The organism is Paenibacillus sp. NPDC057934 (assembly GCF_042887565.1).
Lineage (GTDB): Bacteria > Bacillota > Bacilli > Paenibacillales > Paenibacillaceae > Paenibacillus_AQ.
This window is the reverse complement of record NZ_JBHVPB010000008.1, coordinates 1-12,516: the sequence shown is the minus strand read 5'-3', so window position 1 is coordinate 12,516 and position 12,516 is coordinate 1. Positions and strand designations below refer to the sequence as shown.

At 49.2% G+C, this 12,516-nt stretch carries 11 protein-coding genes; all 11 read left to right on the top strand.

The window, feature by feature from the left end:
* The first annotated feature begins 36 nt into the window (after nucleotides 1-36).
* The 11 genes from ACFVRY_RS18795 (at nucleotide 37) to ACFVRY_RS18745 (ending at nucleotide 12,090) form a co-directional block, all read left to right on the top strand.
* On the top strand, nucleotides 37-777 hold the full coding sequence (locus ACFVRY_RS18795) for a Spo0B domain-containing protein (protein WP_387501817.1): 741 nt from the start codon (nucleotides 37-39) through the stop codon (nucleotides 775-777).
* Nucleotides 778-792: 15 nt separating this feature from the next.
* Nucleotides 793-2,103, top strand: coding sequence for a GTPase ObgE (gene obgE / locus ACFVRY_RS18790; RefSeq protein WP_387501816.1), 1,311 nt, complete (start codon nucleotides 793-795; stop codon nucleotides 2,101-2,103).
* A gap of 330 nt (nucleotides 2,104-2,433) precedes the next feature.
* Entirely contained in the window at nucleotides 2,434-3,606 is a 1,173-nt protein-coding gene (locus tag ACFVRY_RS18785; RefSeq protein WP_387501815.1) for an SPFH domain-containing protein, read from the top strand.
* A 12-nt stretch (nucleotides 3,607-3,618) separates the two neighbouring features.
* Nucleotides 3,619-4,365 carry a hypothetical protein gene (locus ACFVRY_RS18780; protein WP_387501813.1) on the top strand — a complete coding sequence of 249 codons (747 nt, stop codon included), beginning with the start codon at nucleotides 3,619-3,621 and terminating at the stop codon, nucleotides 4,363-4,365.
* 14 nt (nucleotides 4,366-4,379) lie between these two features.
* A complete protein-coding gene (locus tag ACFVRY_RS18775; protein WP_387501811.1) occupies nucleotides 4,380-5,153 on the top strand; it encodes a hypothetical protein in 774 nt (257 codons plus the stop codon).
* Nucleotides 5,154-5,327: 174 nt separating this feature from the next.
* A complete protein-coding gene (locus ACFVRY_RS18770) occupies nucleotides 5,328-5,765 on the top strand; it encodes an ACT domain-containing protein (RefSeq protein WP_387501809.1) in 438 nt (145 codons plus the stop codon).
* A 57-nt stretch (nucleotides 5,766-5,822) separates the two neighbouring features.
* Nucleotides 5,823-7,109, top strand: coding sequence for a homoserine dehydrogenase (locus ACFVRY_RS18765; RefSeq protein ID WP_387501808.1), 1,287 nt, complete (start codon nucleotides 5,823-5,825; stop codon nucleotides 7,107-7,109).
* Nucleotides 7,110-7,156: 47 nt separating this feature from the next.
* A complete protein-coding gene (thrB, locus tag ACFVRY_RS18760) occupies nucleotides 7,157-8,137 on the top strand; it encodes a homoserine kinase (RefSeq protein WP_387501807.1) in 981 nt (326 codons plus the stop codon).
* Entirely contained in the window at nucleotides 8,134-9,021 is an 888-nt protein-coding gene (gene pheA, locus ACFVRY_RS18755; protein ID WP_387501806.1) for a prephenate dehydratase, read from the top strand. The genes thrB and pheA overlap by 4 nt, the downstream gene beginning before the upstream one ends.
* Nucleotides 9,022-9,024: 3 nt before the next feature.
* The gene (gene ilvE, locus ACFVRY_RS18750) at nucleotides 9,025-9,906 is read left to right on the top strand and encodes a branched-chain-amino-acid transaminase (RefSeq protein ID WP_387501805.1); all 882 of its coding nucleotides are present in this window, start codon (nucleotides 9,025-9,027) and stop codon (nucleotides 9,904-9,906) included.
* 267 nt (nucleotides 9,907-10,173) lie between these two features.
* The gene (locus tag ACFVRY_RS18745; RefSeq protein WP_387501803.1) at nucleotides 10,174-12,090 is read left to right on the top strand and encodes a LysM peptidoglycan-binding domain-containing protein; all 1,917 of its coding nucleotides are present in this window, start codon (nucleotides 10,174-10,176) and stop codon (nucleotides 12,088-12,090) included.
* The last annotated feature ends 426 nt before the right edge of the window (nucleotides 12,091-12,516 follow it).

Below are 12,516 nucleotides of genomic sequence, written 5' to 3'. Positions count from 1 at the left end.
TCATGAATTTTGCGAACTGAGGGACGGGGAATAAGAATGAAATCCTGGAAACGTGTAATCTGGGCAGTCATGAGTTCCGCAGCACTTCCTTTAGGTCTCGTGTATTGGCGGACGTCCCTTTTCACATGCTTGCTGCTCGGTATTTGGGTAGCGGCTGTACTTGCTTTCACGTGGAGCCAGACCCGGCGCCATTATGAAAGGGAGCTGCATTTACAGGAGCAGAGAATGCAAGAGGCTGCAATCCGCACACTAGGCCATCATCGTCATGACTGGATGAATGAATTGCAAGTTCTTTACGGATATATCCAACTCGGCAAACCTGATAAATCAGTGCAATGTGTGGAAAGAATAAAAGAAGGCATTGCGCTCGATAGTCGGATCGCCAAGCTGGGAATTCCTTCGCTGGTCTTTTATCTGCAGTCATTCCGAACTTATAGGAGTAGCCTGGATCTCGTGATTCGGGTGGAGGAAGGCTTGCAGCTAGTGGACAAGTTGACACCGGAGACGGGGGAAGAACTAACTTCGATTGTAATGCAGACCATAAGGGCTTACCAATACAGTGGGCTTGCCGCACAAGGGGACTCCAGGAGACTCGAGCTAGGCTTTAGACAGGATGGCGGAGACATTCTTATCTCCTTTGAAAGTGAGGGAGGGCATGGCAATCCCGAACTGCTCAGGGTGCAAATTGATAATATAGTACAAGGCAAAATTATGAGAGCGGAACAGTTCAAGCCCGGCAAGGCTTATGTAGAGCTGCGTCTGCCGTTTGAGATGTGAGGAAGGTGAACGTGAATGTTCGTAGATAAAGCTAAGATTTATGTAAAAGGCGGAGACGGTGGTGACGGTCTCGTGGCTTTCCGCCGCGAGAAATATGTGCCAGAAGGTGGTCCAGCTGGTGGTGACGGTGGCCGAGGTGGCGACGTTATCTTCCGTGTGGATGAAGGCTTGCGTACACTCATGGATTTCCGGTACCAGCGTCACTTTAAAGCTGACCGTGGGATCAAAGGACGCAATAAGAGCCAGCATGGTGCCAATGCTGATCATATGATCGTACGTATCCCTCCGGGAACGATCCTGATTGATGATGATACCAATGAAGTGATCGCCGATATGACTCGTCATGGGCAGCAAGTGGTTGTGGCGCGAGGCGGCCGAGGCGGCCGAGGCAACACTCGTTTTGCAACAGCAGCCAATACGGCGCCGGAGCTCGCAGAGAATGGCGAGGAAGGTCAGGAGCGCTATGTAGTCATGGAACTGAAAGTCATGGCAGATGTAGGGCTAGTCGGATTTCCGAGTGTAGGGAAATCCACGTTGCTATCAGTGGTATCTGCTGCCAAGCCGAAGATCGGCGCGTATCATTTTACAACCATTACTCCGAATCTTGGCGTGGTAGATGTTGGTGACGGACGCAGCTTCGTTATGGCGGATCTGCCTGGACTGATCGAAGGTGCACATGAAGGGATTGGCCTTGGCCATGAGTTCTTGCGCCATGTGGAGCGGACCCGCATCATTATTCATGTCGTGGATATGTCCGGCTCGGAGGGGCGCGATCCATTCGAGGACTGGGTGAAGATTAATGATGAGCTCAGACAATACAATGCGAATCTTGCGGAACGTCCGCAGATTGTTGCGGCCAACAAGATGGATATGCCTGAATCCGCTGAGCATCTGATCTCCTTCCGTGAGCAAGTGGCCCAAGTGCGTCCGGATATTGAGATCATGCCGATTTCCTCACTGACGCGCGAAGGTGTGCAGGAGCTGCTGTACCGGGCTACCGACATTCTCGATAGCATCCCGGTTGCTCCGGTGGTGGAAGAGGTCGCTGAGACTACCGAACGCAAAGTATACAAGCTGGAAGCTGAGGATGACAATACCTTCACGATTACCCGTGATAACGATACTTACGTCGTCACCAGTCCACGTATTGAGCGGATGCTCAAGCGGATGCAGCTGAATACCCATGATGCCATTCTGAAGCTGGCCCGGACCTTGCGTCATATGGGTGTGGATGCAGAACTGCGTAGACGCGGAGCTGTGGAAGGCACGATTGTTCGAATTGCCGATTTTGAGTTTGAGTTTGTGGAGAACAGCAGCTACTACTAAGCAGCAGAGCTGTCTAGAGCGCCTACTTCGTCTGGCCTTGTATGAGGCAGATGGAGTAGGCGCTTTTTTTAATATAAGGATTATATGTTTTACGCTTATACCATCATCCTTAGATTTCTCGCTGAAACGGATACCGTCCCTTAGAGGAAGGCAAAGCCGTTTCTACATGATGCTCAATTTATTTTCACAAAAAGCCACCAAAACCATGAATTTATCGTATACAATAAAGAACGGAAAAGCACTTATTTCCAATTGGAGTCTTATTCAGAGGTATTGCGGAACGGCCGATATATACCTACATATCCATGAATATGAAAGAGGGATACGCAGATGGCAATAATTGAAGTGGTGAAATATGATGGTCCTCCCGGCGTCTTTGCCTGGAAATATCCCAATCAGGAGCTTGGCACATGGACACAGCTTATTGTTAATGAGTCGCAAGAGGCTATCTTGTTCAAGGGCGGCCAGGCGCTGGATTCCTTTACAGCAGGCAGACATACGCTCAGCACAGCGAATATTCCGGTGTTGTCCAATCTTGTGAACCTGCCGTTTGGCGGTAAATCTCCCTTCACAGCTGAGGTATGGTTCATAAACAAAATGAACGCTATGAATGTCAAATGGGGAACGAGTTCGCCGCTGCAACTTCAGGATCCTAAATATAAGATCATTACCTCGGTTCGTTCTTTTGGGCAATTTGGGGTGAAGATTGAAGATCCGCGCAAATTTCTGCTCAAGCTTGTAGGCACACTGCCACAGTTCGACCAGGACACGCTGCTTACCTATTTCCGGGGACTTCTCATGGCCAACATCAATGAGTTAATCTCTTCCTATCTGGTGCACAAAAAAATCAGTATTCTGGAGATTAATGCCTATGTAGCTGAAATGTCCAAACACATCCAGGATCGTCTGGCGCCGACCTTTATGGACTCTGGCATTGAACTGAACAATTTCTTTATAGACTCTATTAATATTCCGGACAATGATCCGGCAACAGTGCGTCTGAAGGAAGCACTCGCCAAAAAAGCAGAGATGGACATTATCGGCTATACGTATCAGCAGGAACGTAGCTTTAATTCGATGGAAGAGGCTGCCGGCAACCCGGGGAGCAACATTGGAGGGGGTATGATGAACGCTGGAATGGGGCTTGGCATGGGAATGGGCTTTGCTGGTCCAGCCGCTGAGATGATCAATCAGATGACTCGGGGAATTGGATTTGACGCGGGTGTTCACTCCGGGAACGGAACTAAATCTTGCTCAAAATGCGGCAATGTTAATACAGCAGGATCCTTATTCTGCAGCAGTTGCGGCCAGAATTTGTCCACTCCGCCCGCAGATGCAACCTCAAGCAAGCTGGGCTGTCGTAAGTGTGGACACGAGCTATCTCCTGGGTCTAAATTCTGTCCGCAATGCGGAGAAAGTCAAATTATCAATTGTAGCGGCTGTGGTCATGAACTGAAGCCCGGACAGAAATTCTGTGCGGAATGCGGCACGAAGGCTGGATAAGAGGAGGATATCATGAACCGTAAAAGGCCTTATACAGGCATCATCACTGTAATTTATGCTGCGGTGGTCGTTGCTACTGTGCTATTCCTTACTATGCTTGGTTTCTCCGAGAACGTGCCACGGTTCGTTATCACGTTGATCGCTGCGCTGATAGCAGAGAGTGTAGTCTTTGGTTATACCCTCTTTTGGATAAAAAGCGCAGGCAGCGTCAGCGGAACGCCGCCAATCCTGCTTAGCGGCGCGTTCATTATTGCCGCCTATGCGTTGGCCGTCGTGATCTCGGCTGTTTTTCTGGATAGGCTGCTGGGTCTGCCCTCCTTTTGGTACGCAGCTGTGCAACTGTTAATTCTCGCTGCTGCTGGTGGTTGCCTTGCCCTAATCGGGCTGTACGGCTGGAATGCTGGAACACAAGAGCATAAAGAGCGGCAATCCACGCGCAGCCTGTTCCGGCAGCGGAAGGAACTGGCCGACATCAAGCGGGCTGCCCGGAGCTGGAGGCATGCCGAAAGAGAGACGCTCGTGAAATGGATTGGCAGAATAGAAGAGGCATTTACATACAGTGATCCGGTTTCCAGACCGTCTTTGTACGCGACAGAGGATATGCTGAGCCAGCAAATTGCTTTGCTGCGAGATCAGGTGGAGCTTCTGCTGTCCTCGGGCGAGCCGGGAAAAGACTGGGAAGCGCAGCTGCAAGGCATCATAGGCGACATTGAGGCCACACTTCAGCGCCGCAACCGTGAGTTAGCGGCGCTCAAATAGGGGGAATAAGCTATATGGCTAAATTAAATATTCAAGATCCCCCCGCATCGGGAAGCGGAAGAGAGTTCTATCTGCTGGGCTATAACCGGACGGGGATCGACAGTTTTATTATTGCGTTATCCTATGTTCTGATGCCCATAGGTCTTGTTGCTGCTATCCTTCGAATGCTGCTGACACATTATAAGAATCAGCAGAAAGCCAGTAACTATAATCTGTTGTGTCATGCGCTGATTGGGGGCTTTGTTGATCTTTCCTTGATTATGATACTGTCAGGTGGTTTAGATGAATTAAATATGGGAATTTTCTTTATTGTCTTCATCGCGATCCTCTTCCTTATGCCTGCTTACTTTCTAGGTAATGCTGCATCCAAGGCCAAATTGAAGTTTTCACAGCTCTGTCATTCGTACATAGTGATGTCTCTGGACGAGGGGGTGCGCTACATCGGTACACTGGCCCAGTTTACCGGGCAAAGTGAAAGTGATGTGCGCAGAGATCTGCGGTATTTGCAGGAGCAAGGTCTTATCCCTAACGGGCTGACATTTTATGAAGGGCAAGGAGCGGAAGGCAGCGCGGTAAAAGAAACAACTAGCACTGCCAGAGCAGGGCAAGCAGCAGCTCCTTCCGGCTCTACGGAGAGAACGTCCGCATCCAGCGAGCCGAAGCCAAAGCCAGGTCCGCAGCAACTGCCCAAGGCGATGCGCTGCCCGGGCTGCGGCGCGCAGAATACCGTGCAGCCAGGACAGGCGAAGCCCTGCGACTATTGTGGAACAACCCTGACATACAGCTGATAGCGCGAGCTGCGGTATGTGCGAAGCCTCCGATTTTGTCGGGGGCTTTGTTTTATTTTCGGGTACGGCAGAGGCTCTATTTTAAAGATGGACGAAAAACTATTGCTTTTTCAGGCAAAAATCTATTATAATGTCCACTATTAAAACACAAAAGTCTTTGAGGAGAGGACGTTCGTGAAAGAACGCTATTATTTAGTCCGTGAGGACATTTTACCCGATGCGGTGCTCAAGACGATGCAGGTTAAACAGTTGCTTGAAGCCGGCGATGCCAAGACTGTACACGAGGGTGTGGAGCAGGTGGGCTTAAGCCGGAGCGCTTTTTATAAATACAAGGATGGCATTCACTTAATTCACCAGTTGGAGCGTGAGCGTATTGTCACGATTTCCATGGATTTGGAACACGAATCCGGCATGCTGTCCAAGGTGTTGGGCTGTGTGGCAGGACATGGAGCGAATGTGCTAACCATTCACCAAAGTATTCCGCTGCAGGGTCGGGCGAATGTGGTTATTTCCGTGGAAATCTCCCATTTGAACCAAGAGCTGGGGCAGATGCTTGATAGTCTGAAGAACATTTCAGGTGTGAAGCGGGCATTGATTGTGGGGCAAGGCTAAACACTACAGGTATTTTTTTCGGAGCGATTGCTTCGTATACTTATAAGGAGGATATTGATGAAGCCGGTTAAAGTTGGTTTGCTGGGTCTGGGAACAGTCGGTACAGGCGTTGTCCGTATCGTGGTTGGAAATCAGGAGGACCTCAGTAGTCAGGTCGGGTCTCCTATTCTGATTGAACGCATTGCTGTGAAAGATCTCGATAAACCCCGTGATGTGGAGATAGATCCCGCCAAAATCACTACAGACCCGTGGGAGGTTATCCGTGATCCAGAGATTGATGTCATCGTAGAGGTGATGGGCGGCATTGCCGGAACCAAAGAATATCTTCTTGAAGCACTGGACCGTGGCAAGCATATCGTTACCGCTAACAAAGATTTGATGGCGCTGCACGGGTCGGAGATCTTGGCTAAGGCGCAGGAGAAGCAGTGCGATGTATTTTATGAAGCTAGTGTGGCGGGAGGCATCCCGATTATCCGTACCCTTATTGAAGGGTTCTCGTCCGACAAGATCATGAAGATTATGGGGATTGTGAACGGTACAACCAACTATATTCTTTCAAAAATGAGTCAGGAAGGCGCCTCCTATGATGATGTGCTGAAGGAAGCTCAGGAACTTGGGTATGCAGAGTCTGATCCGACCTCGGACGTGGAAGGGCTGGATGCCGCGCGGAAAATGGCAATTCTCGGCACGCTGGGCTTCCGTACGAATGCTGAGCTCAGTGACGTTAGTGTAAAAGGAATCTCTAGCGTGAGCAAGGAGGATATTGCCTTTGCCAAGCGTTTGGGCTATGAAATGAAGCTCCTTGGTATTGCGGAATGTGACAACGATGCTTTCAGCATCAGTGTCCAGCCGACGATGATCCGTTCCGGACATCCGCTGGCCTCCGTTGGCGGCGTATTTAACGCAGTATATGTGTATGGCGAGGCTGTTGGGGAGACGATGTTCTACGGTGCCGGTGCTGGCGCAATGCCTACTGCAACCTCAGTCGTAGCCGATCTGGTGGCGGTGATCAAGAACTTGAGATTAGGTGTAAATGGGCTCAAGCAGATCGTGCCTTACAAGCAGAAAAAGCTGAAGGACAGTGAAGATATCTTCTATAAAAACTTCCTGCTGCTGCATGTCGATGACAAGGCAGGGGTGCTGGCCAAGATTACCCAGGTCTTCGCAGAGTATGATGTCAGTCTAGATTCGGTTGTACAGCAGGCCAATCCTAACAACCCCAATGCGGAGATTATTATCGTAACCCATGATGCCAGCAAGGCAAGTATGGATAAGGTTCTGCGTCATCTTGAAGAGTTAAGTGTAATCCGCCGCGTCAAGAGTCATTATCGTGTAGAGGGCTAACCACCTAGAATCCATTCTGCAAAAAAGATAAGGAGATCACACCTGCTATGAGTAAATACGGAAGGTCACGGGTTAAAGTCCCGGCCAGCACCGCTAATCTCGGTCCGGGCTTTGATACTTTGGGCATGGCTTTATCGCTCTATGCCTGGATTGAGATGGAGGAAGCAACGGAGACGATATTTCATCTTTACGGCGACGAGATGAAGGGGGTGCCCCAGGATAAGAGCAACCTGTTGTATCAAGTGGCCCAGATGGTCTTTGCAGAAGCGGGTGTCTCGATGCCTGAGCTGTCCATCTCCATGTACTCGGAAATTCCGTTGGCTCGGGGCTTGGGAAGCAGCGCATCTGCCATTGTCGGCGCGCTGGCGGCAGCCAACGCTATGATCGGCTCACCACTGGATAACGCCAAGCTCTTCAATATGGCCACCGCGCTGGAAAAGCATCCTGACAACGTGGGTGCCTCCCTGTTCGGAGGCATCATCACCGCCGTCTGGGACGGAGTCCAAGCCAATTATATCCGGCTTGACTCTCCAGAGAACCTGGAAGTGCTCGTCGTCATTCCCGAGTTTGAGCTTGCAACCACCAAAGCACGCGGCGTTCTGCCAGCCGAGGTGACTGTCCGCGATGCCGTCTATAACATCAGCCGCACGTCCTTGTTGACGGCGGCGCTGGCTTCCGGCAGACTGGATATGATCGGCAAAGCGATGCAGGATCGGCTGCACCAGCCGTACCGGGCGCCGCTGGTGCCAGGTATGGAGAAGCTGCTCGCCGAAGCGCCGCAGCACGGAGCACTCGGTATTGCGCTCAGTGGTGCCGGTCCAACGCTGCTCGCATTCGTGGACGGCAGGGAGAGCCGAAAGGCTGAACTGGAAGCTTTCCTGAAGGAAACGATGCAGGAGCATGGCATTCCTGCTCGCACTTGCTGGCTGCCTGCTTGTGCTGAAGGTGTAACAGCGGAGGTGCTCCCGAGGACTGGGATGCAAAGTGATTCATTTTTGGATATGATAAAAGGAGAAGTACGGTCATGAAATCAATAGCGGTACTGCCGCAGGGCTCGGTATCCCATGAAGCGCTGCTGTATTTGTTCGGCGATGAGCCGGTAAACATTGTGCATCATAAGTTAATTTCCGACGTGTTTCTTTCTACGGTGAATGGCATTACGGATTACAGCGTAATTCCAATCGAGAATACGATTGAAGGCTCTGTGAGCCTGCATATCGACTGGTTGATCAATGAGGTTGATTTGCCGATGCAGGCAGAATGGATTTTTCCTTCGATTCAAAATTTGATTGCCAATCCTGGTGAATTCACAGATGCAAGTGGTAACAAGGATTACTCCAGGCTGGTGAAGATTCTTTCCCATCCTGTAGCGACCGCACAGTGCGGTCAGTATATTCGTAAGAATGCGCCGTTGGCAGAGCTTGAGCCAGCAGGAAGTACTTCTGAAGCTGTCGAGATCGTCAAGAACAATCCCGGCAAAGGCTGGGCCGCCATTGGTACAGCACTTGGTGCTGCCAAGCACGGCCTGGAAATTATCGACCGTAAGATTACGGATCACGATAACAATTACACACGTTTTGTTCTGGTTGGCCCTGAGAAGGTGACACTTCCCCGCGTGAGCAGCGGTAATAAGACCAGTGTGCTTGTCACGCTTCCGGAGGATTTTCCGGGTGCCCTGCATCAAGTGCTGGCTGCCTTTGCTTGGCGGAGACTAAACTTGTCACGTATTGAATCTAGGCCGACGAAGAAGAAGCTGGGTACTTATTATTTTTACATTGATGTGCTCGAACCGATAGAATCCGTCCTGCTGCCTGCGGCTATTGAGGAAATCAAGGCCCTGGGCTGTCAGGTCCGGATTCTGGGTTCATACCCCACATACACCTATGAGGAAGAGAAAGCGGAGGTGCAGTAAGTAATGGCTGAACAAGTAATCTATTTGGATGGACAATATGTAACAAAGGAAGATGCAAAGGTATCCGTTTTTGATCACGGGTTTTTGTATGGTGACGGTATTTTTGAAGGTATCCGTATTTACAACGGAAATATATTCAAGTCTAAAGAACATTTGGACAGGCTGTATGATTCGGCAAAGTCGATCATGCTGGAAATTCCATTGACTCTGGATGAGATGCAGGAAGCTATGGCGGAGACCATTCGCCGCAATGATATGCGCAACGGCTACATCCGTCTGATTGTTTCCCGTGGTGTAGGTAATCTGGGTCTCGACCCGCGTCGTTGTCCGAAAGCCAGTGTAATCATTATCGTGGAACAACTGGCTATTTATTCGGAGCAGGCTTATTTGAATGGACTTCGTGCCGTTTCGGTATCCCAGCGTCGTAATCTCCCGGATGCCCTTAATCCGAAGATTAAATCACTGAACTACCTGAACAACATTCTGGTGAAGCTGCAGTCGCACCTGTCCGAAGCCGATGAGGCTATCATGATGAACGCCCAAGGTTACGTAACTGAAGGTTCGGGCGACAACATTTTCATCATCAAAAATGGTGTGGTTTACACGCCTCCTTGTTATCTCGGTGCCCTTGAAGGTATCACGCGTCTTGCGATCATTGAGCTGTGTGAGAAGCTTGGCATCAAGCTGAAGGAAGAACCATTTACCATGCACGATGTTTATATCGCAGATGAAGTGTTCTTCACAGGTACGGCTGCTGAGGTTATCGCGGCACGTGAAATCGACGGACGCATCATCGGTGAAGGCCAAGCAGGTCCGATCACGCTGAAGCTTCTGGAAGAATTCCGCAACGTCGTTGATAAAGACGGCTATAAGGTTTGGGAATAACAATACATCTAATTACAAAAGCTCCTATCATGTTTATCATGATAGGAGCTTTTGTATAAACTCAGAACTTCTTTCATGTACACCATGATAGAAGTTTCTGTACAAACTCAGAAATTCTTTCATGTACGCATGAAAGGATTTTTTTTGCATCAGGGATGTCAATCGCCCATGGGCTGCATAAGATGTAGTAACGAAGGAGGCGGCTGTACCGCATATAACTATGCAAGCAGGCAATACTCCAAAAATTTTCAGGGAGGTTAATGCTGCGTGAAAATACACATTGTCAAACAAGGCGATACGCTGTATGCATTGTCGCAAAAGTACGGAGTGCCGCTGGAAAAAATAATCGAGGCTAACCCGCAACTCAGCAATCCCGACGTGCTGTCGGTCGGTGAGAAAGTGAAGATTCCCTCTTCAGGTCCTTCACCCGTACCCGGTAATAGTGATCTCTACTACAAGCACACCGTAAAGCAAGGGGATACCTTGTGGAAACTGTCCAAAGCATGGGGGGTTCCTCTGAAGGATGTGGTAGATGCCAATCCCCAGTTGAAGAATCCTAACGCCCTGCTGATTGGCGAAGTGGTCAATATCCCCAAGAAAGGGACAGTGTCACCGCTGCCTAATGGGAATGTAGCTCCAATCGAAAATCAGAACGTTACGCCGGTACCAGCCGCCAATGCCGTGTCCGAAAAGACACAAGTTGGAGGAAAAACCTACACCGGGCCTAAAGAACAGCCTGCGCCACCGGTTGCACCACTGGCTGAATCCGTCCCAGTTCCCGTTCCAGCACCCACTCCAACTCCCGCTCCCGCTCCAGTACCAATTGCTAAACCCAACCTCAACCCCAATCCGAATCCGAATCTTAGCCCAGCCACGAATATTAATTCTAATCTAGCTCCAGTGCATGTCAACGAGCCAGTACCGATTAAAGAAACGATCCATACCGAATCTCAAAGCCTCTTCGTACAAATTTCTGTTCCTGCTCAAGAAGCCATTTCACATCATGAACCTCCTAAATCGGAATACAAACCGGTGGCACCTATTTTTGAGGAGAAGAAGTCGCCTTGCGATCACAATGCAGGATATCCTGGATTAACAGAAACTAGTCCATTTCATGGAACAACTGCTCCGAATCAAAACCTCAGTCCGCAAACTAATTATGTACAGCAGTCATATGCACAGCCATGGTACGCACCAGATTGCCCTCCATTTTACTACTATCCGGAATGGGTCTCCCCAGTATCCGAGAACCAGTCTCCATGGCACACAAATGTATCGCCTGCTTATGAGAACCAGTCTCCATGGAACACGAATGTATCGCCAGTTGCAGAGAATCAATCTCCATGGCATACGAATGTATCGCCAGTTGCGGAGAACCAATCTCCATGGCATACGAATGTATCGCCAATTGCAGAGAATCAATCTCCATGGAACACGAATGTATCGCCAGTTGCAGAGAATCAATCTCCATGGCATACGAATGTATCGCCAGTTGCAGAGAATCAATCTCCATGGCATACGAATGTCTCACCGGTTGCGGAGAATCAATCTCCATGGCACAATTCGGTCAATGCTGCACCTAATGATAGTTTTGTATCTGGAATACAGCCCAATAATCAATTCCCTGGTGCGGTTAGTCCTCAATATAGTGTGTACCCGCAGAGCCTGCCATGGCCGCCATGCGGATGCGGGGGGGAACCAGCTTTTCATCCATATCAGCCATACTCTTATGAGGCTCCAGTCTATAATTCATTTCCGCCGCATGGACATCATCCTGGTGTAGTCTCGCCTTATGGGGTAGGGGGACCGTTCTCTCCTAATCAGGGTATAGTTCCGAATGCGCCTCTGGGAGCTTTTGGAGGGGAAGGACCCGTACTATCTAATATTCCTCCAAATCCGCAATATCCAGGGGTTGGAGACTATGCTCATCACAGCCGTGTGCCGGAAATTCAAGAACCTGAAGTATTCATTCAGGAGAGTCAGCCCGTTGCAGCAACTGCTACAGAAGCTCCTAGCGAAAGAGTTATTGAACAGAAGGGAAGTAAGAAAGCGGCAGTAGCTTCCAAGGCCAAAACATCGGGACAGAGCAAATCAGGCAAACTCTCGGGCAAATCACAACGTTCAAGTAAAAGCAGTCGGAATGACAGCACCAAAAAGCGCAGAAATCCATGGATTTCTAACTAAGATGAATTCAATCAAATGGTGAAAAGCATTACGTACAGATATTGTATCGCCAGATACAATATCTGTACGTTTTTGTCTTATGTTGTTATACGGATATTTAGTCGAATATTGAAGACGCTTTAAGAGAATGGACTATTTGCTAAAGTGATGAATAATAAAGCTTGCATTATGGTAAGGTAACATGGTATATTTTATGTCTGGTCACGAGCAGAAATAATTGTTTGTCGATCGGAATGATATGAATGACCGGCTTCGTAAAACTTTTCAAAAAAAGTGTTGCATTATGTCGGAAGTCATGATATATTATAGAAGTTGTCGCTGAGACATTAGACGGACAACGAGAACAGCTTGATCTTTGAAAACTGAACAACGAGTGAGTATCGAATTCACGAAAGTGAATTCAAAATGAGAATGTAAATTCTCGTC

Coding starts and splice junctions, on each gene's coding strand:
- obgE (WP_387501816.1), top strand. CDS start 793: ATGTTCGTAGATAAAGCTAAGATTTATGTAAAAGGCGGAGACGGTGGT.
- ACFVRY_RS18780 (WP_387501813.1), top strand. CDS start 3,619: ATGAACCGTAAAAGGCCTTATACAGGCATCATCACTGTAATTTATGCT.
- pheA (WP_387501806.1), top strand. CDS start 8,134: ATGAAATCAATAGCGGTACTGCCGCAGGGCTCGGTATCCCATGAAGCG.
- ACFVRY_RS18785 (WP_387501815.1), top strand. CDS start 2,434: ATGGCAATAATTGAAGTGGTGAAATATGATGGTCCTCCCGGCGTCTTT.
- ilvE (WP_387501805.1), top strand. CDS start 9,025: ATGGCTGAACAAGTAATCTATTTGGATGGACAATATGTAACAAAGGAA.
- ACFVRY_RS18795 (WP_387501817.1), top strand. CDS start 37: ATGAAATCCTGGAAACGTGTAATCTGGGCAGTCATGAGTTCCGCAGCA.
- ACFVRY_RS18775 (WP_387501811.1), top strand. CDS start 4,380: ATGGCTAAATTAAATATTCAAGATCCCCCCGCATCGGGAAGCGGAAGA.
- ACFVRY_RS18765 (WP_387501808.1), top strand. CDS start 5,823: ATGAAGCCGGTTAAAGTTGGTTTGCTGGGTCTGGGAACAGTCGGTACA.
- thrB (WP_387501807.1), top strand. CDS start 7,157: ATGAGTAAATACGGAAGGTCACGGGTTAAAGTCCCGGCCAGCACCGCT.